The sequence below is a fragment of the Pantoea sp. X-Soil-ISGK-421 genome (genome assembly GCF_059730785.1).
Genome location: NZ_AP035979.1, coordinates 325,239 through 350,924 on the forward strand (window position 1 = coordinate 325,239; position 25,686 = coordinate 350,924).

22 protein-coding genes are annotated in these 25,686 nt (G+C 55.4%); 15 read left to right on the forward strand and 7 right to left on the reverse strand.

Annotated elements, in window-relative coordinates; translation table 11 throughout:
- Nucleotides 1-269 precede the first annotated feature (269 nt).
- Genes glgB through glgP form a run of 5 tightly spaced genes read left to right on the forward strand, consistent with a single transcriptional unit; the run spans nucleotide 270 to nucleotide 9,703 of the window.
- Nucleotides 270-2,456 (forward strand): 1,4-alpha-glucan branching enzyme, encoded by a 2,187-nt coding sequence (glgB, locus tag AC6I8K_RS01455; RefSeq protein ID WP_483816620.1) that lies wholly within the window; start codon nucleotides 270-272, stop codon nucleotides 2,454-2,456.
- Nucleotides 2,456-4,435 carry a glycogen debranching protein GlgX gene (glgX, locus tag AC6I8K_RS01460; RefSeq protein WP_497826122.1) on the forward strand — a complete coding sequence of 660 codons (1,980 nt, stop codon included), beginning with the start codon at nucleotides 2,456-2,458 and terminating at the stop codon, nucleotides 4,433-4,435. The genes glgB and glgX overlap by 1 nt, the downstream gene beginning before the upstream one ends.
- A gap of 10 nt (nucleotides 4,436-4,445) precedes the next feature.
- Complete coding sequence (glgC, locus tag AC6I8K_RS01465) at nucleotides 4,446-5,741, forward strand: glucose-1-phosphate adenylyltransferase (RefSeq protein WP_064737949.1); 1,296 nt, start codon at nucleotides 4,446-4,448, stop codon at nucleotides 5,739-5,741.
- A 59-nt stretch (nucleotides 5,742-5,800) separates the two neighbouring features.
- Nucleotides 5,801-7,234, forward strand: coding sequence for a glycogen synthase GlgA (glgA, locus tag AC6I8K_RS01470; protein WP_064737948.1), 1,434 nt, complete (start codon nucleotides 5,801-5,803; stop codon nucleotides 7,232-7,234).
- 21 nt (nucleotides 7,235-7,255) lie between these two features.
- Nucleotides 7,256-9,703 carry a glycogen phosphorylase gene (gene glgP, locus AC6I8K_RS01475; RefSeq protein WP_064737947.1) on the forward strand — a complete coding sequence of 816 codons (2,448 nt, stop codon included), beginning with the start codon at nucleotides 7,256-7,258 and terminating at the stop codon, nucleotides 9,701-9,703.
- A 109-nt stretch (nucleotides 9,704-9,812) separates the two neighbouring features.
- Here the strand turns inward: glgP and AC6I8K_RS01480 are convergent, their stop codons facing one another.
- Nucleotides 9,813-10,370 carry a DcrB family lipoprotein gene (locus AC6I8K_RS01480; protein WP_483816622.1) on the reverse strand — a complete coding sequence of 186 codons (558 nt, stop codon included), beginning with the start codon at nucleotides 10,368-10,370 and terminating at the stop codon, nucleotides 9,813-9,815.
- Nucleotides 10,371-10,643: 273 nt separating this feature from the next.
- On the reverse strand, nucleotides 10,644-11,309 hold the full coding sequence (locus AC6I8K_RS01485) for a 7-cyano-7-deazaguanine/7-aminomethyl-7-deazaguanine transporter (protein WP_483817944.1): 666 nt from the start codon (nucleotides 11,307-11,309) through the stop codon (nucleotides 10,644-10,646).
- Nucleotides 11,310-11,502: 193 nt separating this feature from the next.
- On the opposite strand from AC6I8K_RS01485, the gene tusA reads away from it, so the two are divergent.
- Complete coding sequence (gene tusA, locus AC6I8K_RS01490) at nucleotides 11,503-11,748, forward strand: sulfurtransferase TusA (protein WP_483816623.1); 246 nt, start codon at nucleotides 11,503-11,505, stop codon at nucleotides 11,746-11,748.
- Here tusA and AC6I8K_RS01495 read toward each other — a convergent pair.
- Together AC6I8K_RS01495 and AC6I8K_RS01500 are read right to left on the reverse strand one after the other, a co-directional pair.
- Complete coding sequence (locus tag AC6I8K_RS01495) at nucleotides 11,745-14,021, reverse strand: zinc/cadmium/mercury/lead-transporting ATPase (protein WP_497826123.1); 2,277 nt, start codon at nucleotides 14,019-14,021, stop codon at nucleotides 11,745-11,747. The two genes, tusA and AC6I8K_RS01495, sit on opposite strands and share 4 nt — an antisense overlap.
- Before the next feature lie 92 nt (nucleotides 14,022-14,113).
- Nucleotides 14,114-14,743, reverse strand: a complete 630-nt coding sequence (locus AC6I8K_RS01500) for a lysoplasmalogenase (RefSeq protein ID WP_064737943.1) — start codon at nucleotides 14,741-14,743, stop codon at nucleotides 14,114-14,116.
- 164 nt (nucleotides 14,744-14,907) lie between these two features.
- Here AC6I8K_RS01500 and AC6I8K_RS01505 point away from each other — a divergent pair, with 164 nt between their 5' ends.
- Nucleotides 14,908-15,264: a DUF2500 domain-containing protein gene (locus AC6I8K_RS01505; protein WP_064737942.1), complete on the forward strand. Its 357-nt coding sequence runs from the start codon at nucleotides 14,908-14,910 to the stop codon at nucleotides 15,262-15,264.
- Nucleotides 15,265-15,303: 39 nt separating this feature from the next.
- On the opposite strand, the gene AC6I8K_RS01510 is transcribed toward AC6I8K_RS01505, so the two are convergent.
- The gene (locus AC6I8K_RS01510) at nucleotides 15,304-15,573 is read right to left on the reverse strand and encodes a DUF1145 family protein (RefSeq protein ID WP_064737941.1); all 270 of its coding nucleotides are present in this window, start codon (nucleotides 15,571-15,573) and stop codon (nucleotides 15,304-15,306) included.
- A complete protein-coding gene (gene rsmD, locus AC6I8K_RS01515) occupies nucleotides 15,563-16,162 on the reverse strand; it encodes a 16S rRNA (guanine(966)-N(2))-methyltransferase (protein ID WP_497826124.1) in 600 nt (199 codons plus the stop codon). Before rsmD ends, AC6I8K_RS01510 begins: the two co-directional genes overlap by 11 nt.
- Before the next feature lie 232 nt (nucleotides 16,163-16,394).
- Here rsmD and ftsY point away from each other — a divergent pair, with 232 nt between their 5' ends.
- From ftsY to rpoH, 4 genes are all read left to right on the forward strand, one after another.
- Complete coding sequence (ftsY, locus tag AC6I8K_RS01520) at nucleotides 16,395-17,843, forward strand: signal recognition particle-docking protein FtsY (RefSeq protein WP_497826125.1); 1,449 nt, start codon at nucleotides 16,395-16,397, stop codon at nucleotides 17,841-17,843.
- Between the two features lie 5 nt (nucleotides 17,844-17,848).
- Nucleotides 17,849-18,517 (forward strand): cell division ATP-binding protein FtsE, encoded by a 669-nt coding sequence (ftsE, locus tag AC6I8K_RS01525; protein ID WP_008109888.1) that lies wholly within the window; start codon nucleotides 17,849-17,851, stop codon nucleotides 18,515-18,517.
- Nucleotides 18,507-19,490, forward strand: coding sequence for a permease-like cell division protein FtsX (ftsX, locus tag AC6I8K_RS01530; RefSeq protein WP_497826126.1), 984 nt, complete (start codon nucleotides 18,507-18,509; stop codon nucleotides 19,488-19,490). The genes ftsE and ftsX overlap by 11 nt, the downstream gene beginning before the upstream one ends.
- Nucleotides 19,491-19,729: 239 nt before the next feature.
- Nucleotides 19,730-20,587 (forward strand): RNA polymerase sigma factor RpoH, encoded by an 858-nt coding sequence (rpoH, locus tag AC6I8K_RS01535; protein ID WP_064737937.1) that lies wholly within the window; start codon nucleotides 19,730-19,732, stop codon nucleotides 20,585-20,587.
- 156 nt (nucleotides 20,588-20,743) lie between these two features.
- Here the strand turns inward: rpoH and panM are convergent, their stop codons facing one another.
- The gene (gene panM / locus AC6I8K_RS01540) at nucleotides 20,744-21,130 is read right to left on the reverse strand and encodes an aspartate 1-decarboxylase autocleavage activator PanM (protein ID WP_497826127.1); all 387 of its coding nucleotides are present in this window, start codon (nucleotides 21,128-21,130) and stop codon (nucleotides 20,744-20,746) included.
- A gap of 402 nt (nucleotides 21,131-21,532) precedes the next feature.
- Here panM and AC6I8K_RS01545 point away from each other — a divergent pair, with 402 nt between their 5' ends.
- The 4 genes from AC6I8K_RS01545 (at nucleotide 21,533) to livG (ending at nucleotide 25,685) form a co-directional block, all read left to right on the forward strand.
- Nucleotides 21,533-22,660: a branched-chain amino acid ABC transporter substrate-binding protein gene (locus tag AC6I8K_RS01545; RefSeq protein ID WP_064737935.1), complete on the forward strand. Its 1,128-nt coding sequence runs from the start codon at nucleotides 21,533-21,535 to the stop codon at nucleotides 22,658-22,660.
- Nucleotides 22,661-22,726: 66 nt separating this feature from the next.
- Nucleotides 22,727-23,653: a high-affinity branched-chain amino acid ABC transporter permease LivH gene (gene livH / locus AC6I8K_RS01550; protein ID WP_483816628.1), complete on the forward strand. Its 927-nt coding sequence runs from the start codon at nucleotides 22,727-22,729 to the stop codon at nucleotides 23,651-23,653.
- On the forward strand, nucleotides 23,650-24,921 hold the full coding sequence (locus tag AC6I8K_RS01555) for a high-affinity branched-chain amino acid ABC transporter permease LivM (protein WP_497826128.1): 1,272 nt from the start codon (nucleotides 23,650-23,652) through the stop codon (nucleotides 24,919-24,921). Before livH ends, AC6I8K_RS01555 begins: the two co-directional genes overlap by 4 nt.
- Nucleotides 24,918-25,685: a high-affinity branched-chain amino acid ABC transporter ATP-binding protein LivG gene (gene livG, locus AC6I8K_RS01560; RefSeq protein ID WP_455846184.1), complete on the forward strand. Its 768-nt coding sequence runs from the start codon at nucleotides 24,918-24,920 to the stop codon at nucleotides 25,683-25,685. The genes AC6I8K_RS01555 and livG overlap by 4 nt, the downstream gene beginning before the upstream one ends.
- The last annotated feature ends 1 nt before the right edge of the window (nucleotide 25,686 follow it).

Consider the following 25,686-nt stretch of genomic DNA (forward strand, 5'->3'; position numbering starts at 1 on the left):
GTGATCCGCTTCCCTTTTTTGCTCGCCCGACAACAATATTTCACGATCCTCCATGGCTTCTGCCATCCCCAAGCTATGATTTAACAGAGATGTGCCGGTTGTTAACTGTTTTCGTTTTTTCGAACTGAATGGTTGTTGTACACGGTGAAGATCTTTCCCACGGACGGTTGTGTCCTCGCGGTGTACCTATGGCTCAATGAAAAGCAGCGCACCCGAGGCGATAATCCTGCCGACTCTGGTCGCCTGCGCAAAATCATAGGAAGAAAGTCATGTCAGAGCTTCCCGATCGCCAGGCGATCAATGCCCTTTTTGCCGGGAATTACGCCGATCCCTTTTCATTACTGGGGATGCACCAAACGGCCGCAGGCCTTGAAGTTCGCGCGCTGCTGCCCGATGCCTCCGATGTATGGGTGATTGAAACCAACACTGGACGCAAATGCGCCCAGCTTACGTGTCTCGACTCGCGCGGATTTTTTTGTGGCGTGATCCCACGCCGTAAAAACCTGTTCGGCTATCAGCTGGCGGTAAATTGGCACGGCCAGCAAAACCTGATTGATGATGCCTATCGCTTTGGCCCGCTGCTGGCAGAGATGGATGCCTGGCTGCTGGGCGAAGGTACGCACCTGCGTCCTTACGAAACCCTTGGCGCGCACGGCACCACCATTGATGGCGTGCATGGCACGCGCTTTGCCGTTTGGGCACCGAATGCGCGGCGCGTATCGGTGGTGGGCGAGTTCAATTTCTGGGATGGCCGCCGCCATCCGATGCGCTTCCGGCGCGAACTCGGTGTCTGGGAACTGTTTGTTCCGGGCGCGGTGAATGGCCAGCTGTACAAATTTGAAATCGTTGATAATAGCGGTCAGATGCGCATCAAAGCCGATCCTTTTGCCTTCGAAGCGCAGATGCGGCCGCAAACGGCGTCGATGATCTGTGGTCTACCGCCGAAAACCGAAATGCAGCCGCAGCGCAAAGCCGCCAATGGCTTTGACCAGCCAATTTCTATTTACGAAGTCCATCTGGGTTCATGGCGCCGTCATACCGATGACAACTTCTGGTTAAGTTACAAGGAGCTGGCCGAACAGCTCATCCCTTACGTCAAAGAGATGGGCTTCACCCACATCGAACTGATGCCGATTAACGAACATCCGTTCGACGGCAGCTGGGGCTATCAGCCGCTTGGCATGTATGCGCCCACGCGCCGTTTCGGTACGCGCGATGAGTTTCGCCATTTTGTTGCGGCTGCGCATGACGCCGGCATCAACGTGCTACTTGATTGGGTGCCGGGCCACTTCCCCAGCGATGACTTTGGCCTGGCGAAGTTTGACGGTACCGAGCTGTATGAACACAGCGATCCACGCGAAGGTTTTCATCAGGACTGGAACACGCTGATCTACAACTTTGGTCGCCGCGAGGTGAGCAATTACCTTTCCGGCAATGCCTTATATTGGATGGAGCGCTTCGGCATTGATGGATTACGTGTGGATGCGGTGGCCTCGATGATCTACCGCGACTACAGTCGCGCCGAAGGCGAATGGGTACCCAATCAATTTGGTGGGCGAGAAAATCTCGAAGCGATTTCATTCCTGCGCCATACCAACCGCGTATTGGGCCACGCCGCGCCGGGCAGCGTCACGGTGGCGGAAGAATCCACCGATTATCCTGGCGTGACGCGTCCCTCAGAGGATGGCGGCCTCGGCTTTTGGTTCAAATGGAACCTCGGCTGGATGCACGACACGCTGGATTACATGAAGCTCGATCCGGTGCATCGCCGCTACCATCACCAGCTGATGACCTTCGGCATGCTCTACAACTACACCGAAAACTTTGTGCTGCCGCTGTCGCATGACGAAGTGGTGCACGGCAAGCGCTCGATCCTCGATCGCATGCCGGGCGATGCCTGGCAGAAGTTCGCTAACCTGCGTGCCTATTACGGCTGGATGTGGGGTTTCCCCGGCAAGAAGCTGCAGTTTATGGGCAACGAGTTTGCGCAAGGGCGCGAGTGGAATCACGACAGCAGCCTCGACTGGCATCTGCTGGAAGGTGAGGATAACTGGCACAACGGCGTGCAGCGTCTGGTACGCGATCTTAACCACACCTATCGCCACTATGCGCCGCTGCATCAGCTCGATTTTGATGGGCAAGGTTTTGAGTGGTTGGTGGTCGATGATCATGAGAACTCGGTGTTTGTCTTTGTGCGCCGCGATCGCGACGGCAATGAAATCATCGTGGTCAGTAACTTTACGCCGGTGGCGCGTCACAACTATCGCTTTGGGGTAAATCAGCGTGGCGGCTGGCGCGAGATAATGAATACCGACCAACACGATTATCACGGCAGCGATACGCGTAATCACGGCGTGGTGCATACCGATGAAATTGAAAGTCACGGTCGGTCGCAGTCGCTGAGCTTGACCTTGCCGCCGCTGGCAACGCTTTGGCTGGTGCGGGAGAGCGACTGATGCTGGAGCAGGGACAGCCGAAACCGTTAGGTGCGCATTACGATGGGCACGGCGTCAATTTCACGCTGTTTTCCCAGCACGCCGAGCGTGTTGAACTGTGCCTGTTTGATGCGCACGGTGCGGAGCGCCGTTTTGCGCTGCCCGCGCGCAGCGGTGATATCTGGCATGGCTATTTTCCCGCACTGAAGCCCGGCCAGCGCTACGGCTATCGCGTGCATGGCCCGTGGGCACCGCAGCAGGGACATCGGTTCAATTCTGCCAAGTTGCTGGTCGATCCCTGCGCCAAAGCAGTTGCGGGTGAGGTAACGGATGACGCGCGTTTTCACGGCGGCGACCGTGAACCCGATGCGCGGGATAACGCCGCCATCGCGCCGAAATCGCTGGTGATTGCTGAAGATTTCGCCTGGGAAGACGATCAGGCGCCGCGTACGCCGTGGGGCAACACGGTGATTTATGAAGCGCACGTGCGCGGATTAACGATGCAGCATCCGGAAATTCCGGAAAGGCTGCGTGGCACTTATGCGGCGCTGGGTCATCCTGCTATGGTGAAGTATCTGCGCCATCTTGGCATCACCGCGCTGGAGCTGTTGCCGATTGCCCAGTTCACCAGCGAACCGCGTTTACGCCGTCTGGGGTTGAGTAATTACTGGGGCTACAACCCGTTTGCCCTGTGGGCGGTCGATGCTCGTTACGCGTCGGGTGAAAACGGTTTATCGCCGCTGCAGGAGTTTCAGCAGGCGGTAAAAGTGCTGCATGCGGCGGGCATTGAAGTGATTCTGGATGTGGTGTTCAACCACACCGCCGAACTGGAAGAGATAGGGCCGACGATTTCACAGCGCGGCGTGGATAACGCCAGTTATTACTGGCTCGATGGCAACGGCGATTATCAAAACTGGACCGGCTGCGGCAACACGCTAAATCTCAGCCATCCTCAGGTGATGGAATGGGTACTGGAGGCGCTGCGCTATTGGGTTCGTGCGTGCCACATTGATGGCTTCCGTTTCGATCTTGCCAGCGTATTAGGCCGCACGCCGGAATTTCAACAGGATGCGCCGCTGTTTGCCGCCATCAAAGCCTGTCCGCTGCTCTCACAGGTGAAGTTGATTGCGGAGCCGTGGGATATCGGGCCTGGCGGTTATCAGGTTGGCAATTTCCCGTCCGACTTCGCCGAGTGGAACGACCATTTTCGCGATGCGGCGCGTCGTTACTGGCTCCATGGCCAGCTGAATAACGGCGATTTTGCCCGTCGTTTTGCTGCATCCAGCGACGTATTTCAGCGTGAGGCGCGTCTGCCGCACGCCAGCATTAATCTGATCACTGCTCACGATGGCTTCACGCTGCGTGATGTGGTGAGCTTCAACAACAAACACAATCAGGCCAACGGCGAAGACAATCGTGATGGCAGCAGCAACAACTTCAGCCATAACCACGGCAAAGAAGGGCTGCAGGTCCATTTCGATATTGTCGAACGGCGGCGGCGCAGCGTGCATGGCTTGCTCACTACGCTGCTGTTGGCGCAAGGCACGCCGATGCTGCTGGCAGGTGACGAGCGGGGTCACAGTCAGCACGGTAATAACAACGCTTATTGCCAGGACAATCCGCTCACCTGGCTCGACTGGCAACAAGATGATTTTGGGCTGGTCGACTTCACTGCCGCATTAATCCACCTGCGCCAGCGCATTCCTGCGTTGACGCTGGATGGCTGGTGGCAGGAAGGCGACGGCAATGTGCAGTGGTTCAATGCCAGCGGCAAACCACTGGAGAAAGATCAGTGGGAACAGGGGACGCACAGAATGCAGATCCTGCTCTCCGGCCGCTGGTTAATAACAATAAACGCCACGGAATCGGTGAGTGATATCGCCTTACCAGACGGAGAGTGGCATGCCATTCCTCCTTTCGCCGGGGAAGATAACCCCATTCATACAACTGTCTGGCACGGTCCCGCACACGGTGTGTGCGTGTTCCTAAAGCAATCATAAGGAGTCAGACATGGTTAAATTAGATAGAACAGATCATCTGATGCTGGCGCGCCAGCTCCCTACACAAACGGTTGCCTTGATCCTTGCTGGCGGGCGCGGTACGCGTCTGAAAGATCTCACCGCGAAACGCGCCAAACCTGCCGTGCATTTCGGTGGCAAGTTCCGCATCATCGACTTTGCGCTGTCCAACTGCATCAACTCGGGCATACGGCGCATCGGGGTGATCACCCAATATCAGTCACATACGCTGGTGCAGCACATTCAGCGTGGCTGGTCGCTGTTCAACGAGGAGATGAACGAATTTGTCGATCTGCTGCCGGCGCAGCAGCGCGCCGCCACCGAACATTGGTATCGCGGTACCGCCGATGCGGTGACGCAAAACCTCGACATCATTCGCCGCTACAACGCGCAGTACATCGTGATTCTCGCCGGGGATCATATCTACAAAATGGACTACTCGCGCATGCTGCTCGACCACGTCGATCGCGGTGCCAAATGTACCATCGCCTGCTTGCCGGTGCCGTTAGCCGAAGCCACCGCATTTGGTGTAATGGCGGTTGATGCCGAAAACAACGTGATCGATTTTGTCGAAAAGCCGCCGAAACCGCCGTCAATGCCGGGTGACGACAGCCGAGCGCTGGCCAGCATGGGCATTTATGTGTTTAACGCCGATTATCTTTATCAACTGCTGGAAGAAGATCTGCAAGTGGCTGATTCAAGTCACGATTTCGGTAAAGATTTGCTGCCAAAAATCGTCGCTAGCGGCGAGGCGTACGCGCACTCCTTCACGTTATCCTGCGTGCAGATCGACGAGAACGCTGAGCCATACTGGCGCGACGTCGGGACGCTGGAGGCTTACTGGCGCGCCAATCTCGATTTAGCCTCGGTAACGCCCGAACTGGATATGTACGACCACAGCTGGCCGATTCGCACCCATATGGAGCCATTACCACCGGCGAAATTTGTGCAGGATCGTTCCGGCAGCCACGGCATGACGATGAATTCGCTGGTTTCTGGCGGCTGCATCATCTCGGGCTCGGTGGTGGTGAATTCGGTGCTATTCCCACGTATCCGCATTAACTCGTTTTGCAATATTGATTCTGCAGTGCTGCTGCCCGACGTAGTGGTTGGCCGATCTTGTCGTCTGCGTCGCTGCGTGATCGATCGCGCCTGCGAATTGCCAGAAGGCATGGTCATTGGCGAAAACCCTGATGAAGACAGCCGACGTTTTTACCGTTCAGAAGAGGGCATCGTACTGGTGACGCGCGCCATGTTGGCCAAATTGGCCGGAGCGGTCAGTAAGTAACGAAAGAGCATAGAGAAAATTGCCGCGTGGAACGCATGCGATAACAATAGGGGTTCAGGATGCTGGTTTTACATGTCTGTTCAGAGCTTTTCCCGCTGTTAAAAACGGGCGGATTGGCTGATGTGGTCGGTGCATTACCACAGGCGCAAATAGCCGAAGGTGCGGATGCGCGGGTGCTGATTCCCGCCTATCCGGATCTGCGTAAAGGGATTCCTGATACTGAAATTGTGGCGGAGCTACAAACTTTTGCCGGGCCGGTTCGTTTACTTTTTGGACAATTCAACGGCGTTGGTATTTATTTAATTGATGCGCCGGGATTGTATGAACGTCCCGGCAGTCCTTATCACGACACATCGCAATTTGCTTATGTCGATAATTACCTGCGCTTTGCGCTGCTCGGCTGGATGGGCGCGGAGATTGCCAGCGGATTGGATATGAACTGGCAGCCCGATATCGTGCACGCGCATGACTGGCACGCCGGCTTAACCTGCGCCTATATCGCCGCGCGCGGAGGCCCGGCGAAAACGGTGTTTACGGTGCACAATCTGGCGTACCAGGGGCTGTTTTCTGCACGCCATCTGGATGAGATTCAGATTCCTCGCGCCTACTTTGATATGCATGGCCTGGAGTTCTTCGGGCAGATTTCCTACCTCAAGGCGGGGCTATTTTATGCCGATCATATTACGGCGGTCAGCCCCACTTACGCGCTGGAAATTACCCGACCAGAATTTGGTTACGGCATGGAATCCCTGCTTGAACAGCGGCTGCGTGAAGGGCGGCTGAGCGGCATTCTGAATGGCGTCGACCCGGGGATTTGGGATCCGGCGCATGACTTGTTGCTCACCGCGCGCTACGACAGTGAAACGCTGGAGAGCAAAGCCGAGAACAAGCGCCAGCTACAGATTGCTATGGGTCTGAAGGTAGATGACAAAGCGCCAGTGTTCTGTGTCATCAGCCGTTTGACTAAACAGAAAGGGCTGGATTTAGTGCTGGAAGCGCTGCCGGGCTTGCTGGCCCAAGGCGGCCAACTGGTGCTGCTTGGTCAGGGAGACGCAGAGCTGCAGCAAGGTTTCCTCGCCGCGGCGGCAGAACATCCGGGCCGCGTTGGCGTGCAGATTGGTTATCACGAAGCTTTCTCGCACCGTATTGTTGGCGGTGCGGATGTCATTATGGTGCCGAGCCGCTTTGAGCCGTGTGGCTTAACGCAGCTATACGGTTTGAAATATGGCACGTTGCCGCTGGTACGTCGCACCGGTGGGCTGGCGGATACGGTGCAAGACAGTTCGCTGGAGAACCTGGCAGACGGCGTCGCCAGCGGCTTTACCTTTGAAGACAGTAATGCCTGGTCGCTGCTGCGGGCGATTCGGCGTGCATTTGTTCTGTGGTCTCGTCCTGCACTCTGGCGTTACGTCCAGCGCCAGGCGATGGGGATGGATTTTAGTTGGCAGGTGGCGGCACAAGCCTACCGCGATCTTTATCAACGTTTGCTGTAATGAGAGATTGGGATACTTGATATGAATGCACCTTTCACCTATGCCTCACCCACGCTGACGGTTGATGCGCTAAAGCACTCAATCGCCTATAAGCTGATGTTTACTATTGGTAAAGATCCCTCGATCGCAAATAAGCATGAGTGGCTCAATGCCGCGCTGTTGGCGGTGCGAGATCGTATGGTGGAACGCTGGCTGCGCTCCAGCCGCGCACAGCTCTCACAGGATGTGCGGCAGGTTTACTATCTGTCGATGGAATTCCTGATGGGCCGCACGCTGGGTAATGCCTTGCTGGCGATGGGCATTTACGACGATCTCAATCAGGCACTGGACGAGATGGGCCTCGATCTCAGCGAACTGATGGAAGAGGAGAACGATCCTGGCCTCGGCAACGGCGGTTTGGGACGTTTAGCCGCCTGCTTCCTCGATTCACTCGCCACGCTCGGTTTACCCGGGCGCGGCTATGGCATTCGTTACGATTACGGCATGTTTAAGCAGAATATCGTCGACGGCCAGCAACGCGAATCACCGGATTACTGGCTGGAATACGGTAATCCGTGGGAATTCCAGCGCTTTAACACGCGCTACAAAGTCCGTTTCGGCGGCCGTTTACAGCATGAAGGCGCGCGGGTGCGCTGGGTGGAAACCGAGGAGATCGTGGCGATGGCTTACGATCAAATCATTCCCGGTTTCGATACCGACGCCACCAATACGCTGCGCCTGTGGGGCGCGCAGGCCAGTAACGAAATTAATCTCGGTAAGTTTAATCAGGGCGATTACTTCGCTGCAGTAGAAGATAAAAACCACTCGGAAAACGTCTCGCGCGTGCTCTATCCCGATGATTCAACCTATTCGGGCCGCGAACTGCGTCTGCGTCAGGAGTATTTCCTCGTCTCCTCAACGGTGCAGGATATTCTCAATCGCCACTGGCAGATGCATGAAACCTGGGACAATCTGCCCGACAAAATCGCCATTCACCTTAACGATACCCATCCGGTGCTGGCCATCCCTGAACTGATGCGTTTGCTGATCGACGAGCAAAAATTCAGCTGGGACGATGCGTTTGAAGTGACCTGTCAGGTGTTCTCCTATACGAACCACACGCTGATGACCGAAGCGCTGGAAAGCTGGCCGGTGGACATGATCGGTAAGATCCTGCCGCGTCATCTCAGCATCATCTTTGAAATCAACGATTATTTCCTGAAAACCATTCAGGAATACTATCCGGATGATTGGGATCTGATGTCGCGTATCTCGATCATCGACGAGAACGATGGCCGCCGCATTCGCATGGCGTGGCTGGCGGTGGTGGTGAGCCACAAAGTTAATGGCGTGTCGGAGCTGCACTCCAATTTGATGGTGCAATCGCTGTTCGCTGACTTCGCGCGCCTATTCCCTGGCCGTTTCTGTAATAAAACCAACGGCGTGACGCCACGTCGCTGGCTGGCGCTGGCCAACCCGGCGCTGTCCGAGGTGTTGGATGAAGCGATTGGTCGCAATTGGCGCACCGATCTCGGTCAGCTCAATGAGTTGACGGCGCAAGTCGATTATCCGGCATTTATTGAACAGATCGCCGATGCCAAGTTTGCCAACAAAAAACGTCTGGCGGATTGGGTAGCGAAGAATTTGGATATCGTGCTCGATCCGCATGCGCTGTTTGACGTGCAGATCAAACGCATCCACGAATACAAACGTCAGCTGCTGAACGTGCTGCACGTGATTACGCGCTACAACCGCATTAAGGCCGATCCCACCGCTGAATGGGTGCCGCGTGTCAATATTTTCGCCGGCAAGGCCGCATCGGCGTATTACGTGGCGAAGCACATCATTCATTTGATCAACGATGTTGCCAATGTGATCAATAACGATCCGCAGGTGAAAAACAAGCTCAAGGTGGTGTTCATTCCCAACTATGGCGTGAGTCTGGCGCAGATCATTATTCCGGCGGCGGATCTCTCTGAGCAGATCTCTACCGCCGGCACTGAGGCATCGGGCACCAGTAACATGAAGTTTGCACTGAATGGCGCGTTAACCATCGGCACGCTAGATGGCGCCAATGTGGAGATGCTGGAGCACGTCGGCAAGGAGAATATCTTTATCTTTGGTAACACCACGCCGCAGGTGGAGAAACTGCGCACCGATGGCTACAACCCACGTAAGTATTACGAGGACGATCCTGAGCTGCATCAGGCGCTGACGCAAATCGCCAGCGGGCTATTCAGTCCGCAGGAGCCCGGGCGCTATCGCAATCTGTTTGATGCCTTGGTCAACTTCGGCGATCACTACCAACTACTGGCGGATTATCGCAGCTATGTGGATACGCAGGACAAGGTGGACAAGCTTTATCGTCAACCGGATAAGTGGCAGCGCAGCGCGGCGCTGAATATCGCCAACATGGGCTATTTCTCGTCGGATCGAACCATTCAGGAATATGCGGATGAGATCTGGCACATTTCGCCAGTGAGGTTGTAAGGCGGGGCTTACAGAACCAGGTCGCCATGAATGGCGACCCTACCAAACTGCACTGAACCCTTGTAGGGTCGCCATTCATGGCGACCGATAAACGTTCAGATTTTAAGGATTATTTCAGGGTGATGCTTTTGATAATCCCATCAGCATCGCTCTGCGCTTGCTGTTGGTTATCCGCTGGTAAGGTAATTTGCAGCGTCAGCAACTTACCGTCCACTTTCGCCAGAATCACCGAAGACCATGACGTCTGATTATTAGCAGAAATCACCGTGTCCAGCTGCTGTGCTGGCTGGTCTTTCAACGTGACCGCTTTGTTTGAAACCACTTGCAGCTGTGGATCGCGACCGCGCTGCTGCTGTTCCAGACGCTGTGCCAGCGCATCAAGCGCTTCATTAGTGGGATCACCCGCAATCACAATAATCGCACGCTGACCGGTTTCGTCGGCGTAAACGTGCATATTGGTGGATTCAGAGCCGAGTTTTCCGCTTTTGTCAGACATGCCAGCAGGCAGTGAGAAGCTCAGTTTGCCGTCCATCAGATTGACCGTCTGGGCCGACTGGCTGGCGCTCGCACCGTTGCTGTTCGCTGCCGCATCATCTTTCTTCTGGTCACATGCCGCCAGACCGATAACCAACAGGCCAATACCCACATATTTCACTACGTTACGCATTCTTTTCCCTTTTACATGATTCCAGTCAGGCGTTATCAAAACGGAATCGGCAGTCAAAAGCAACTGCCGGAGTGTCAGGAAATCTTAGCGTGCCGTAGCGTTTCGTGTATACCCGTCATACTTCAAGCTGCAAGTGCGTTGGCTGCGTGTATTCACCCCAGTCACTTACTTATGTAAGCTCCTGGGGATTATGAGGCTCATTACTGATTCTCTCCCTACGGGCCAGCGCTTGCCGCCTTCCTGCAACTTGAATTATTTAGGGTATGTGTGTAATTAGCCGAAATTGATCTGCTGCTGCGCGGAACGCTCAGCTAATCGCTTCAGCATGGCATTCAGTAACACGCCGTAAGCTGGCAGGAAGAAGATCATGCAGATCAGCACTTTGAAGCTGTAATCCACCAAAGCGATCTCGACCCAATGCGCCGCCATAAACGGGTCTGGACTCTTGTAAAAGGCGATGAAGAAGAAGGCCAGTGTATCGCTGATATTGCCGAGGAACATCGCTGCTGCCGGGGCAATCCACCACTGTGATAAACGGCGCAAACGGTTAAAAACGTGCACGTCGAGAATCTGACCCAGCGCATAAGCCATAAAGCTGGCGCAGGCGATACGCGCAACAAACAGATTCACCTCTTCCAGAGAAGCCCACCCTTGCCATGCGCCCTGATAAAACACGCACGAAACAATGTAGGAGATCACCAGCGCTGGAATCATCACCGCCAGAATAATGCGACGGGCGAGCGGCGCGCCAAAAATGCGCACGGTCAGATCGGTGGCGAGGAAAATAAACGGAAAGCTAAACGCGCCCCATGTGGTGTGAAAGCCGAAGATCGAAATCGGCAGCTGCACCAGATAGTTACTGGAGGTGATCACCAGCAGATGGAAAAGCGATAGCCAAAACAGCGCATGCATGCGCTGACGTGCAGAGAAAGCAATCATCATAAGCCTTTTTAGTGATGGGGTGAGGGAACCCAAGTTCGTGTGTTAACACGATGGTAAATAAAAAATCGGCGGCATCTTAACGCGTTGCGCAATTTATGCAATGGTTAATTTTAACGCAATCGTTATCGCCTTGCGTTGCCTAATTCGCGCGCTAGAATGAGCGCCCATCATCAACTATTGACAGAGAATCATGAGCGATCCCTTTTCTGCGCCTGACCATCAGCTTGATGCCCTTGGCTTGCGCTGCCCGGAGCCGGTAATGATGGTGCGTAAAACCGTGCGCAGCATGCAGACCGGTGAAACCTTGCTGATCATCGCCGACGATCCAGCCACCACGCGCGATATCCCCGGTTTCTGCCGCTTCATGGAGCATCAGCTTCTGGCACAGCAGACCGAAAGCCTGCCGTACCAGTTTTTGATTAAGAAAGGCGCTTAACGCTGGCGCAGCAATCGCAGGGCGTTGGCCGTCACCAGCGCGGTGGCACCGGAGTCTGCTAATACTGCCAACCACAAACCAGTGAAGCCGAGTAGCGTGGTGACCAGAAAAATCACTTTTAATCCCAACGCCAGCGCCACGTTCTGACGAATGATGGCGCGCGTGCGCCGTGCCAGCACAATAGTGCGTGGTAGAATCGCCAGCTGGTTTTGCGTTAATGCTACATCCGCGGCTTCCAGCGCCACATCGGTGCCGCTACCCATCGCAATACCAATCGTCGCCGCTTTCATGGCGGGCGCATCGTTGATGCCGTCGCCGACCATCGCCAATGATTGCTGCTCACCCAATTTCCTTACCGCCTCAACTTTATCGGCAGGCAGCAAACCGGCGCGATAATCAATGTTGAGTTCAGCCGCAATGGCGGCGGCCGCGCGTGGGTTATCGCCGGTTAGCATCACGCTCTTCACCCCGAGCTTCTGCAACTCAGCCAGCGCGCCAGCGGCTTCGGTACGCAGCTGATCCCGCAACGCCAGCGCGCCGAGCACCTGCTGCGCCTGCAACAGCAGCACCACAGTTTGGCCTTGTGCTTCGAGATCAGCGATGTGCTGCTGCTGCGCGGCGTCGAGATTGCGGGCTTCGCGCGGCGTCAGCAATTGATACGTCACGCTATCGATCTCGGCACGAATGCCGCTGCCCGCCAGCGTTTGCTGCTGCGAGGCTGACGGAATCGTGAGCTGACGGCGCTCGGCTTCGTTAACAATCGCCTGCGCCAGCGGATGGGTGGAACCCTGCTCAACGGCAGCAGCGATGCTCAGCAACGCGTTTTCTGCTATCGCGCTAAATGGCTGGATGTGGGTAAGCTGCGGCTTACCGGCCGTCAGCGTGCCGGTTTTGTCGAACGCCATCATGCTAACGCGACTGAGACGTTCTAGCGCCGCGCCGCCCTTAATGAGTGCGCCCTGACGCGCCGCAGCGGCCAGGCCGGAGGTAATGGCGGCAGGTGTGGAGATTACCAGCGCGCATGGACAACCAATCAGCAGCAGCGTTAGCCCTTTATAAATCCACGGCAACCAATCGCCAAAGCCCAGCAGCGGCGGCAATACCATCACCAGCAGCGCCAGCAGCATAATGGCGGGCGTATAAATGCGACTAAAGCGATCAATAAACCGCTCAACCGGCGCACGATGGGTTTCGGCTTCCTCAATCAACTGCAGAATACGGTCAATGGCACTTTGGCCTGGCTGGGAAACCACTTTCAGCATCACCAGGCGATCAAGGCTGGTGGCGCCGGCCATGATCTGTTCGCCAGGCTCACGCGCTACCGGCAACGATTCGCCGGTGAGGGCGCTTTCATCAAAGCTGGCGCCGGCGTGCAGCAGTTCACCATCCGCCGGTAAACGACCGCCGGCCGCCACTTCAATCACATCGCCAGGTTGCAACGCTTCTAAGCGGACATTTTCCCGCTGCGTGCCCGTAATGCGCGTGGCGGTATCGGGACGTAACGCCATCAGCGCGGTGACGCCGCGACGTGCGCGTGCGGCGGCATAGGCTTCCAGACGTTCACCCAGCTGGAACAGCAGCAGTACCATCGCGGCTTCGGCGTGCGCGCCGATGACCAGCGCACCGGCAGCGGCGATAGTCATTAGCATTTCAATACTGAACGGCGAGCCGTTGCGCAGCAGCTGCCATGCGCTGCGGGCGATCGGCGCCAGACCCACCAGCGTGGTGGCGATAAACAGGCGATCGCCCCAAACGGGAGAAACCTGGCTCAGCAGCCAGCTGGCGGCCATCAATACGCCAAGCAGCAGCAATCCGGCATTCTCCCGCCAGCGGCTTTCAACCGGTGTTGGCGAGGCGGAATCGTTAGAGGTCAGCGTGAAGCCGGCATTTTTCACGGCTTGTTCAATCGCGGCGCGGATATCTTTTTCGGCATCAACTACCAGTTTTTCACTGGCGAAAATCACCCGCGCTTGCTGCACCTGCGGTACGCGTTGTACAGCGGTTTCAATTTTTCGTGCACAGCTGGGGCAATCCATACCGGCAATCTGCCAGCGGAATTGGTGCGAGGTGAGCGACGGCCTGTCGCTTTCGCCGTCAGTTTCGCCGCCGGGCGATCCGCTATCGCTGTCACAGCAGCCGCACTCGCTGTCGGGTGTGACCGGCTGCACGGCTGAGATTTTCAATGCTGAGGGTTTTACGCTGCGAATGGAGCATAGCGGCTGCGGCTTACTGTGGGATTTTCCACAGCCGCAAGAGTGGGCATGTTGATGCATATAACCTCCGGAATCAGGGGCGGGCTAATGCCCGCGCCCTGATGCTACACTCTGGAGTCCACTCCAGAGTCAAGCGTAAGGTTACATTATCTTCAGTACAGCCACAGTGAACGCGCAATCATAAAGTGACCGGCAAAGTAACATGCGGCGACGATGGCGCTATCGGCGCTGAAACGGCGGCGGTAATGTGAGATAAACCAGACAATGTTGGCCAACAGCAGCAACGCGGCACCCACAAGCAGTGAGAAGCTGAAGTCAGTTGGACGGAAGAAGTAATTCTCCGCCGCCATCCAGTTCATCACTAGCGTCATGCCAATCAGGGTGCAGATGGGCCAACGCAGATCTTCCAGCTTGCTCCACAGGATACCGATGACGATCACCCCAATAATCAGGAAGGTGAGAGGAATCGGCCAGAAGAAACTCATGGTCATGTGCGCGGCAAAACTGATGGTATACAACAGATGCGACAGAAAGAACGCACCCAGCGCATAGAGCATTTGCTGACGCGGTAAAAGCATCAACGCGTCACCCACCAACGTGGCAACAAGGCCGGCCACAATCAAATAATCAGTGGTGTTAAAGGTTGGCGCTTGCCATGCCCAGGCAACAAGCAACAGTAAGGTGACAGGTTTAAATAGCCAGCGCTGCCATTGCGGACCGCGGTATGAAGCATCGACGTAGAGCCAGCCTGAAAAAAGTACGGCAAGGAAAGACCAAAGCATGTTTTCTCCCTTTTTTGGACGAAATGTCCGCCAATTTGATGAATTTTCCCAAAATCACCCTTTCAGTGTAAGTTACCGGCGCAGAATGTGACAATCAGCCGACTCTGGTTGTATGCTTTGTCGTCTTTACCCGTTCCGAATTAACGCAAAGCACGAGATAAATCATGAGCAAACCACCGCTAATCTTTTTCATCGTACTGGCCATTATTGCCGTTTTGGCCACCCGTCAGTTTATCAAACAGCGACGCGAAACCGCGGTGAACGATGCCTCGCCGGTGCGCTCGCTCAGTGTGGAAGTGAAAACCAAACGCGAATTTCCGTCGCCCAATCGCCGTTCACGCCAGCGCGAGGAGATTGTGGCTGAGGATATGAAGTACGAAGCCTGGTTCCATCCGCTGAATGGCGCGAGCGATATTAAAGTGACGGTGAAAGCCGATGATTATCACCAGATCGATAAGGGTGCGAAGGGCGAGTTGAAAATGAAAGGGACGCGCTTTGTCAGTTTTACCCCGGCTCCGTAGGGTCGCCATTCATGGCGACCTGGTCATAAACCGCACTTTTTACATCTTCGGATAATGCTTCTTCTGCCATGCCAGCAGCTCAAATACGCCAAAAAAGAAGATCTTCGCTTGGGTTGTGCCGCTCAGTTTCGGGGCGTCTTTCGGCTGCGTCGCACGCAGCAACACCAGCTGCAAGCCGTGCATAATCACCATAAAGAACAGCGCAACGTGCACGAAATAGCGCAGCGGCGTCGGGAAAGGCTGCACCAGATTGAGCAGCAAAAATGCCCAGACGCAAATCATCAATAAACGTCCCAAATTAAGCCACATCGTGCGTCTCCTGTTGGCGTTGATATAAGCGATAAGCCACCTGACCGGCAATTTTCTCGCGGTACAAATCCCAATTCGATGGGGCGACAGGTGTGCCGTTTTCCACTTCGCTTTCTACATAAATCAGCGCTTCAACCGCTAACCAGCCATTTTGCTCCAGCAGCGTTAAAGTTTCCTGTAACAGTCCTTTACGGAACGGTGGATCGACAAACACCACGTCAAACGGTTCACCCGGCTGGCTCAACCACTGCAGCGTGTTGGTCTGCACCACTTTCGCCTGCGTGGCGCGCAGCGTTTGCAGGTTCTGTGACAGCTGTTGCGCCACCGAACGCTCCAGCTCCAGCAGCGTAGCCGAAGCCGCATAACGGGACAGCGCTTCCAGCCCTAATGCGCCGCTGCCGGCGAAGCAATCGAGGCAGCGCGCTTGCTGGATATCCGGCGCCAGCCAGTTGAACAGGGTTTCACGTACGCGATCGGTGGTCGGGCGCAAACCTGCGCTATCCGGCACCGGTAATTTACGGCCACGCCACTGACCGCCGATGATGCGGATCTGACCAGCAGCGCCGCTGCTGCGGGGGGATTTACTCATTTCGCTCACAACTCGTCATAATTTGTTGCGTAGTTTAACGGGCGTAGCGGGCAGAAGAAACGTTAAAAAAGGGTGCTGTGGTGCGCTGGCTGGAAAGTGTTAGACTACTGAGTTGGTATAGCGCGCGTAATTACCTGATTTTTACGCCGCTCACCCGCTTAAAATTGAATATTTTATCCCCTGGGAACAAGCGTGCTACCGGGAATAAGCCATCGAGGAGTAGGGTCACACAATGGCAAAAGAGAAAAAACGCGGCTTTTTTTCCTGGTTAGGCTTTGGCAAAGAAGAAGAGACGCAACAACCCGCTGAAGAACAGCAGCAAACTGCCGAGGTGGTGGTCGCTGAGCCTGCCGTTGAAGAGAGTGCGCTCGATCGCGCCGAAGCGCAGGCTGTCGAAACCGTCGCCGTTACCGAACAGGTGGCGGAACAGCAGCAGGTTGAACCGCAACTGATTGCAGAGCCGGTCGTCGAGCAGCAGGAACCTGAGTTGGTTACCGCTATCGAAGAAGAAGTACTGCCGGAAGAGATAACACCGCCGGATGTGGCGCCGATCGAAGAAGAGCCGCAGCTGGAAGAGCTGGCGATTGATGAGCCAGAACGTGATGAAGACGCGCCATTAAGTGACGAAGAACTGGAAGCGTTGGCGTTAGCGGAAACCTATGCGGAAGATGCTGAACTCGCCGAAGAAACTCAGGATACCGTTAGCGACCTGCCGCTGGCCGCTGCGCCGATCATTGCGCAGGAGCAGGAGCGTCCTACCAAAGAGGGCTTCTTCGCCCGTCTGAAACGCAGCCTGGTTAAAACCCGCGAAAACCTCGGTTCGGGTTTTATCGGCCTGTTCCGCGGTAAGAAAATTGATGACGAGCTGTTTGAAGAGCTGGAAGAGCAGCTGCTGATCGCTGACGTTGGCGTCGAAACCACGCGCCGTATTATCACTAATTTAACGCAACAGGCTAACCGTAAGCAGCTGCGCGATGCCGAAGCGCTGTATGGTCTGCTGAAAGCTGAAATGTCCGGCATTCTGGAAAAAGTGGATCAGCCGCTGGAAGTGGGTGGCAAAATGCCATTCGTCATCCTGATGGTTGGCGTGAATGGCGTGGGTAAAACCACCACCATCGGAAAGCTGGCGCGTCAGTATCAGGCACAGGGCAAATCAGTCATGCTGGCCGCGGGCGATACCTTCCGTGCTGCAGCCGTCGAACAGCTGCAGGTTTGGGGCCAGCGCAACAACATTCCGGTGGTGGCGCAGCATACCGGCGCGGATTCAGCCTCGGTAATTTTTGATGCCATTCAGGCCGCTAAGTCGCGCAACGTGGATGTACTGATTGCCGATACCGCCGGTCGTCTGCAGAACAAATCGCACCTGATGGAAGAGCTGAAGAAAATTACCCGCGTGATGAAGAAGCTGGATGAAGATGCGCCGCATGAAGTGATGCTGACGCTCGACGCCAGCACCGGGCAAAACGCCATCAGCCAGGCCAAACTGTTCCATGAAGCGGTGGGCCTGACCGGCATCACCCTGACGAAACTGGATGGCACCGCCAAAGGTGGTGTGATCTTCTCGGTTGCCGATCAGTTCGGTATTCCGATTCGTTATATCGGTGTTGGGGAAGGCATCGAGGATTTACGGCCGTTTAAGGCCGCAGACTTTATTGAGGCACTGTTTGCCCGAGAGGAATGATTGGGATGATTCGCTTTGAAGAGGTCAGTAAAGCTTACCTGGGAGGACGTCAGGCGCTGCAGGGAGTGGATTTCCATCTGCGTCCCGGCGAAATGGCGTTCCTGACCGGCCATTCCGGTGCGGGGAAAAGTACCTTACTGAAGCTGATTTGTGGCATTGAGCGCCCGAGTGCCGGGCAGATCTGGTTTAGCGGTCACGACATTTCGCGTCTGCGTCACAGCGAAGTGCCTTTCCTGCGGCGTCAGATTGGTATGATTTTCCAGGATCACCACTTGTTAATGGATCGTTCGGTTTACGACAACGTGGCGATCCCGCTGATTATTTCCGGTGCCAGCGGCGAAGATATTCGTCGTCGCGTGTCGGCAGCGCTGGATAAAGTCGGCCTGCTCGACAAAGCGAAAAGCTATCCGATTCAGCTCTCTGGCGGTGAACAGCAGCGCGTCGGCATTGCCCGCGCGGTGGTGAACAAGCCTGCGGTGCTGCTGGCGGATGAACCAACCGGTAACCTCGACAATGCGCTGTCCGAAGACATTCTGCGCCTGTTTGAAGAGTTTAATCGCGTTGGCGTCACGGTGTTGATGGCAACGCACGATGTCGGGCTGATCGCACGGCGGAATTACCGCGTGATGACGCTCAATCAGGGACGTCTGCACGGAGGCCACGATGGTCAATAAACGCAACAAGCGCGCGCCTGCGCCGAAAGCGAAGCAGCCTTCTAAAAGCAAGGCGCTGAAAGGCGGTTGGCAGGAGCAGTGGCGCTATGCGCTGCGTGGCACGCTGTCGGATATGTGGCGTCAGCCGCTGGCGACGTTGCTAACGGTGATGGTGATTGCCATCTCGCTGACACTGCCAAGCGTGTGCTACATGGTGTGGAAGAACGTTAGCCAGGCAGCGACGCAGTGGTATCCCGCGCCGCAGTTAACGGTTTATCTGGATAAAGCGCTGGATGATACCGCGGCGGAAAACGTCACCGCCCAGCTCAAACAGATTGATGGCGTGGATAACGTTAACTATCTGACGCGTGAAGAAGCGCTGAATGAGTTCCGCAACTGGTCTGGCTTTGGCGGCTCGATGGACATGCTGGAGCAGAATCCGTTGCCGGCCGTCGCCATCATCACCCCAAAGCTTAATTTCCAGAATTCGGACACCATGGCGAATCTGCGCGATAGCGTGGCGAAAGTGCAGGGCGTGGATGAAGTCCGCATGGATGACAGTTGGTTCGCGCGTTTAGCGGCGCTGACCGGCTTGGTCGGACAGATTGCGTCGATGATTGGCCTGTTAATGGTCGTGGCGGTGTTCCTGGTAATCGGCAACAGCGTGCGACTGAGTATCTTTGCGCGCCGCGATACCATTAACGTGCAGAAGCTGATTGGGGCTACCGATGGCTTTGTCCTGCGCCCCTTCCTGTATGGCGGTGCGCTGCTCGGTTTTGGTGGCGCGGTGTTGTCGCTGATTCTTTCCGAGGTGCTGGTGTTGCGCCTGCAATCGGTGGTCGCGCAAGTTGCCACCGTATTCGGTACCACCTTTGTGCTGGAAGGTTTTTCGTGGGATGAAGGGCTGTTGTTACTGCTGATTGCCGCCATCATCGGCTGGATTGCCGCCTGGCTGGCAACGGTGCAACATTTACGCCGATTTACGCCGCAGTAACCAAAAGCAACGTTTTTTGATATACTCTTCCTCTGCTGCCGACGACCTGGGAGCAGAGGAATTCTCCTATATCCCCCGCCGTCATCTGTGTGTAAAATATTCACTGCTATAATTGAACTTGTGGATAACTTTGTCGTCCAAGTAGCACAGATTGCTTCTGGTTTTCTCGCGACGTTGACATAATGTAACGTCTGCGCAAGGAACTGTGCAGCAAGTCCATTGAATTTGTGAGGGTTTGAATGACCAAAGAAATGCAAACTTTAGCGATTGCTCCTCTGGGTAACCTGGAATCTTACGTCCGGGCTGCTAACAACTGGCCGGTGCTGACGGCAGAAGAGGAAAAAGCATTGGCTGAGCGGCTGCATTACCAGGGTGACTTGGATGCAGCTAAGACGCTGATCCTGTCTCACCTGCGCTTTGTTGTTCATATTGCTCGTAACTACTCCGGTTACGGCTTGCCGCAGGCGGACCTGATTCAGGAAGGTAACATCGGCCTGATGAAGGCGGTGCGTCGCTTCAATCCTGAAGTCGGTGTCCGTCTGGTGTCATTTGCCGTGCACTGGATTAAAGCAGAGATTCACGAATACGTGCTGCGTAACTGGCGTATCGTGAAAGTCGCAACCACCAAAGCACAGCGTAAGCTGTTCTTTAATCTGCGTAAAAGCAAACAGCGTCTCGGTTGGTTCAACCAGGACGAAGTAGAAATGGTTGCACGCGAGCTTGGCGTGAGCAGCAAAGACGTGCTGGAAATGGAATCGCGCATGGCCGCGCAGGATATGACCTTCGATATGTCGTCTGATGATGAAGCGGGCGAAGGCAAAGCGATGGCCCCCGTGCTGTATCTGCAGGATAAAACCTCTGACTTCGCCGATGGCATTGAAGAGGATAACTGGGATGCACACGCTGCGGACAAGCTGAGCGATGCGATGCTGAGCCTCGACGAGCGTAGCCAGGACATCATTCGTGCCCGTTGGCTGGATGATGACAACAAAACTACGCTGCAGGAGCTGGCCGATAAATACGGCGTCTCTGCGGAGCGCGTACGTCAGTTAGAAAAGAACGCCATGAAGAAACTGCGTGTGGCGATTGAAGCCTGATAGACATCAGGTGGAAAAACGGGGCGACTTGATAGTCGCCCTTTTTATTGCCTGCAAATCGGTCGCCATAAATGGCGCCCCTACAAACTACGCATGGTGCGCGGGTTCGTAGGGTGCGCATTTATGCGCACCGTTTCACCAACCGCACGAAATCCTTCAACGCACCCAACCATCAACCTGCGCCCGAAAACCGCAGGCCTGCATAAAGGCCGCGCGCACGCCCTGATCGGCGTCGCCGTCATCGGCTATCCACCAATCCGCTAACGCGCCATTCTGCGCGATAGTCTCTTCCAGCAAGTATTGTCCCACGCCACGACGTCGCGTGACTTCGCGTACGTTGAGGCGGGTGATTTTCCCCAGCGTGCCGCTGATCGTCAGCTGTAGCGCTGCCAGTACCCTATCGTTAAAACGCGCCACATACAGACGCTGCGTTTCGCTGAGTTGTGCTTCAAGTTGCACAATATCGATTTCGGTCCAGACTTTAGCTAAATCGATACGGTCCTGAGCGGTTAACGATGCTAAGCGCTGGATTGTCAGCTTCATACCTAATACCTGTACTAGTGCAAAGGCGATAGTGTAGCGAATTTAGACAGTCAGAGCGCTGTCACTTTTTTCTGATGAAAATAGGTCAAATGCCAGCCAGTTTGCCAGGATTGTGGAGTAAGTCATCAACGAACGCTGAAAAAGCCAGCATAACGCGCTGGTATCCTGCTGAAAAAACGGCCATAACAACCAGACGATTCTGCTGATCCACTCAGTCAATTCTGAATATGTCAGTTGCTTTACAGAAGAAAGTTCCTGTTTAATAACCTGAAAAATAAAGCCTTATTACCTATAAATGCCAGAAAAGTGTGCTAACCCATTATTGCAGAATGAGTTTTCCTCTTTGACTGGCAGAAAATAAACAATCACAACAGACACGACACAACAGATGGGGAAGTTCGCATGAATATGAGTAAAGGACGCGCATTACTGGCGGGCTGCATCGCCCTGGCAATGAGTCACGCGGCGTTGGCAAAAGACATCAAAATTGCCATTGTCGGCGCATCAACCGGTCCGGTCGCGCAGTACGGTGACATGCAGTTTACCGGTGCCGCGCAAGCGATTAAGGACATCAACGCTAAAGGCGGTGTTAACGGTGACAAACTGGTTGGCGTGGAATATGACGATGCCTGTGACCCGAAACAAGCGGTTGCGGTGGCCAACAAAGTGGTTAACGACGGCATTAAATACGTTATCGGCCATTTGTGCTCCTCATCTACGCAGCCCGCTTCAGACATCTATAACGATGAAGGCGTGCTGATGATCACGCCAGCCGCTACCGCGCCGGAGCTGACTGCGCGTGGTTATGCTGACGTGCTGCGTACTACCGGTCTGGATTCCGATCAGGGTCCAACTGCAGCGACGTACATCCTTGACCACATCAAACCAAAACGTATCGCTGTGGTGCATGACAAGCAGCAATACGGCCAGGGTCTGGCGGAATCCGTGCAGAAAACCCTGAAAGCCAAAGGCGGCAACGTGGTGTTGTTTGAAGGGATCACCGCCGGTGATAAAGACTTCTCCACGCTGATTGCGCGTCTGAAGAAAGAGAACGTCGATTTCGTTTATTACGGTGGTTACTACCCGGAGTTGGGCCAGATCCTGCGTCAGGCAAAATCCGCGGGTCTGAAAGCCGGCTTCATGGGCCCAGAAGGCGTGGGCAATGCTTCACTGTCTAACATTGCCGGCGATGCGTCTGAAGGCCTGTTTGTCACCTTGCCGAAGCGTTATGACCAACTGCCAGAGAACAAGGCGATTGTTGATGCGATCAAAGCCAACACCGCGTCTAACCGTAAAGATCCAACCGGTCCGTTCGTTTGGACCACCTACGCCGCGATTCAGTCGCTGGTGGCAGGTATCGAACGTAGCAAGAGCGATGAGCCTGATGCGATTGCGAAGAACCTGAAAGAGGGCGCAGCCGTTCCAACCGTGATGGGTAACCTGAACTGGGATGAGAAAGGCGATCTGAAGGGCTTCGAATTTGGTGTCTTCACATGGCACAAAGACGGTTCTTCTACTGCAGTTAAGTAATCCTAAAAAATTCCCTCTTCTGCACACGGGAGAGGGAATTATTCAGCTCCAGAGCAGGTCCTCACTATGTCCGAGCAGTTTCTCTATTTCATTCAGCAAATGTTCAACGGGGTTACCCTCGGGAGCACTTACGCGCTGATCGCCATTGGTTACACCATGGTCTACGGCATTATCGGCATGATCAACTTCGCCCATGGCGAGGTGTACATGATCGGTAGCTATGTCTCCTTTATCGTGATTGCCGCCCTGATGATGATGGGCATCGATACTTCGTGGCTGATGATCGCCGCCGGTTTCGTGATGGCGGTGATCATCTCTAGCGCCTATGGCTGGAGCATCGAACGCGTGGCGTATAAGCCGGTGCGATCGTCGAAGCGCCTGATCGCGCTGATCTCGGCGATCGGGATGTCGATCTTCCTGCAGAACTACGTCAGCCTGACACAAGGCTCGCGCGATCTCGCACTGCCCAGTTTGATCACCGGCCAATGGACGCTGGGCGAGAGCAACGGTTTTGCCGCCACACTCTCCACCATGCAACTGGTGATCTGGGTGGTGACCTTCCTGTCGATGCTGGCGCTGACGCTGTTTATCCGTTATTCGCGCATGGGACGCGCCTGCCGCGCCTGCGCAGAAGATTTGAAAATGGCCAGCCTGCTGGGCATCAATACCGACCGCGTTATCTCTCTCACCTTTATCATCGGTGCGGCGATGGCGGCGGTTGCGGGCGTATTACTCGGGCAATTCTACGGCTCCATCAACCCGTTCATCGGCTTTATGGCCGGAATGAAAGCCTTCACCGCCGCGGTATTGGGCGGCATTGGCAGCATTCCCGGCGCGATGATTGGCGGCTTGGTGCTGGGCATTGCGGAAGCGCTGACCTCGGCGTATCTGTCGACCGAATATAAAGATGTGGTCTCCTTCGCGCTGCTGATTGTGGTGCTGCTGGTGTTGCCAACCGGGATTCTTGGCCGTCCGGAGGTGGAGAAAGTATGAAACGCCTCGGTTTGGTCAACGCCGTGATCTCCACGGTGATGTTGCTGATACTCGCCACCTTCTTTATGGGCGTCCGCCTCGATTTGGATGGCACCAAACTGGTGGTCGCCAACGCAGGTGCGGTACGTTGGAACTGGATCTTTATTGGCTGTGCGGTGGTGTTTGTCTTCCAGCTGCTACGTCCGCTGGTGCAGGGCAAATTCAAACGCAGCGGCAAAGGTTTTGTCCTGCCGGGTTTTGATGGTTCGACGCCAAAGCAGAAGTTATTGATGGCGCTAGTGATTGCCGCCGCCGTAATCTGGCCGTTTCTGGTGTCGCGCGGCAGCGTGGATATCGCCACGCTGACGCTGATCTACGTGATGCTCGGCCTCGGGCTGAACGTGGTGGTGGGTTTGTCGGGGTTGCTGGTGCTCGGCTATGGCGGTTTCTACGCTATCGGCGCTTACACCTTCGCGCTGCTTAATCACTATTACGGCTTTGGTTTCTGGGAAAGCCTGCCGCTGGCTGGTTTAGTCGCGGGGGCTTTTGGCTTGCTGCTCGGCTTCCCGGTGCTGCGCCTGCGCGGGGACTATCTGGCGATTGTGACGCTCGGCTTCGGCGAAATCGTGCGTATTCTGCTGCTGAATAACACCGCGATCACCGGCGGTCCGAACGGTATCGCGCAAATTCCCAAGCCAAGTCTGTTTGGTCTGGAGTTTGGTCGTCGCGTCAGTGAAGGGGGCTGGAGCACGTTCCATGACTTCTTCGGCCTGAAATACGATCCCAGCGACCGCGTGATTTTCCTCTATCTGGTGGCATTGCTGCTGGTAGTGCTGACGCTGTTTGTCATCAACCGCTTGCTGCGTATGCCGCTGGGCCGTGCGTGGGAAGCGCTGCGTGAAGATGAGATCGCCTGCCGCTCACTCGGCCTGAGCCCCACACGCATCAAGCTGACCGCTTTCACCATCAGCGCCGTGTTCGCGGGCTTTGCGGGGACGCTGTTCGCGGCGCGTCAGGGCTTCGTCAGCCCGGAATCCTTCACCTTCGTTGAATCGGCCTTTGTGCTGGCGATTGTGGTGCTGGGCGGCATGGGTTCGCAGTTGGCGGTGATCCTTGCAGCGATTCTGCTGGTGGTCTCGCGCGAGCTGATGCGTGATTTGAACGAGTACAGCATGCTGGTGCTCGGTGGTTTGATGGTGCTGATGATGATTTGGCGTCCGCAAGGTCTGCTGCCAATGAAGCGTCCGCATCTGAAGTTGAAGAGCAGTAATCAAGGAGAGCAGGCATGAGTCAGCCTTTATTAGCCGTTGAAGGCCTGATGATGCGCTTCGGCGGCCTGTTAGCCGTTAACAACGTGGCGCTGGAGCTGCATCCGCAGGAAATTGTTTCGCTGATCGGCCCAAACGGTGCCGGTAAAACCACGGTATTCAACTGCCTGACTGGTTTCTACAAACCTTCCGGGGGCACCATCAAACTGCGCGATCAGCAGCTGCAAGGTTTGCCGGGCCAGAAGATTGCGCGCATGGGCATTGTGCGTACCTTCCAGCACGTGCGTCTGTTCCGCGAAATGACGGTGATTGAAAACCTGTTAGTGGCGCAGCATCAGCACCTGAAAAGCGGCGTATTCTCCGGCCTGTTCAAAACCCCGGCGTTTCGTCGTGGCGAGAGTGAAGCGCTGGATCGCGCCGCCACCTGGCTGGATCGTATTGGCTTGCTGGATTTGGCTAACCGTCAGGCGGGCAATCTTGCGTACGGTCAGCAGCGTCGTCTGGAGATTGCGCGCTGCATGGTGACGCGTCCGGAAATTCTGATGCTGGATGAACCGGCCGCCGGGCTTAACCCGCGCGAAACCCACGAACTGGATGAGCTGATCGCCGAACTTCGCGGTGAGCACAAGGTTTCCGTGCTGCTGATTGAACACGATATGAAGCTGGTGATGGGCATTTCTGACCGCATTTACGTGGTCAATCAGGGAACGCCGCTGGCCAACGGCACGCCGGAACAGGTGCGTAACAATCCGGATGTGATCCGTGCTTATTTAGGTGAGGCGTAAC

Coding starts and splice junctions, on each gene's coding strand:
- glgP (WP_064737947.1), top strand. CDS start 7,256: ATGAATGCACCTTTCACCTATGCCTCACCCACGCTGACGGTTGATGCG.
- livH (WP_483816628.1), top strand. CDS start 22,727: ATGTCCGAGCAGTTTCTCTATTTCATTCAGCAAATGTTCAACGGGGTT.
- AC6I8K_RS01495 (WP_497826123.1), bottom strand. CDS start 14,021: ATGCATCAACATGCCCACTCTTGCGGCTGTGGAAAATCCCACAGTAAG.
- panM (WP_497826127.1), bottom strand. CDS start 21,130: ATGAAGCTGACAATCCAGCGCTTAGCATCGTTAACCGCTCAGGACCGT.
- AC6I8K_RS01485 (WP_483817944.1), bottom strand. CDS start 11,309: ATGATTGCTTTCTCTGCACGTCAGCGCATGCATGCGCTGTTTTGGCTA.
- glgB (WP_483816620.1), top strand. CDS start 270: ATGTCAGAGCTTCCCGATCGCCAGGCGATCAATGCCCTTTTTGCCGGG.
- AC6I8K_RS01545 (WP_064737935.1), top strand. CDS start 21,533: ATGAATATGAGTAAAGGACGCGCATTACTGGCGGGCTGCATCGCCCTG.
- rsmD (WP_497826124.1), bottom strand. CDS start 16,162: ATGAGTAAATCCCCCCGCAGCAGCGGCGCTGCTGGTCAGATCCGCATC.
- glgC (WP_064737949.1), top strand. CDS start 4,446: ATGGTTAAATTAGATAGAACAGATCATCTGATGCTGGCGCGCCAGCTC.
- glgX (WP_497826122.1), top strand. CDS start 2,456: ATGCTGGAGCAGGGACAGCCGAAACCGTTAGGTGCGCATTACGATGGG.
- AC6I8K_RS01505 (WP_064737942.1), top strand. CDS start 14,908: ATGAGCAAACCACCGCTAATCTTTTTCATCGTACTGGCCATTATTGCC.
- glgA (WP_064737948.1), top strand. CDS start 5,801: ATGCTGGTTTTACATGTCTGTTCAGAGCTTTTCCCGCTGTTAAAAACG.
- rpoH (WP_064737937.1), top strand. CDS start 19,730: ATGACCAAAGAAATGCAAACTTTAGCGATTGCTCCTCTGGGTAACCTG.
- livG (WP_455846184.1), top strand. CDS start 24,918: ATGAGTCAGCCTTTATTAGCCGTTGAAGGCCTGATGATGCGCTTCGGC.
- tusA (WP_483816623.1), top strand. CDS start 11,503: ATGAGCGATCCCTTTTCTGCGCCTGACCATCAGCTTGATGCCCTTGGC.
- AC6I8K_RS01555 (WP_497826128.1), top strand. CDS start 23,650: ATGAAACGCCTCGGTTTGGTCAACGCCGTGATCTCCACGGTGATGTTG.
- AC6I8K_RS01500 (WP_064737943.1), bottom strand. CDS start 14,743: ATGCTTTGGTCTTTCCTTGCCGTACTTTTTTCAGGCTGGCTCTACGTC.
- ftsY (WP_497826125.1), top strand. CDS start 16,395: ATGGCAAAAGAGAAAAAACGCGGCTTTTTTTCCTGGTTAGGCTTTGGC.
- AC6I8K_RS01480 (WP_483816622.1), bottom strand. CDS start 10,370: ATGCGTAACGTAGTGAAATATGTGGGTATTGGCCTGTTGGTTATCGGT.
- AC6I8K_RS01510 (WP_064737941.1), bottom strand. CDS start 15,573: ATGTGGCTTAATTTGGGACGTTTATTGATGATTTGCGTCTGGGCATTT.
- ftsX (WP_497826126.1), top strand. CDS start 18,507: ATGGTCAATAAACGCAACAAGCGCGCGCCTGCGCCGAAAGCGAAGCAG.
- ftsE (WP_008109888.1), top strand. CDS start 17,849: ATGATTCGCTTTGAAGAGGTCAGTAAAGCTTACCTGGGAGGACGTCAG.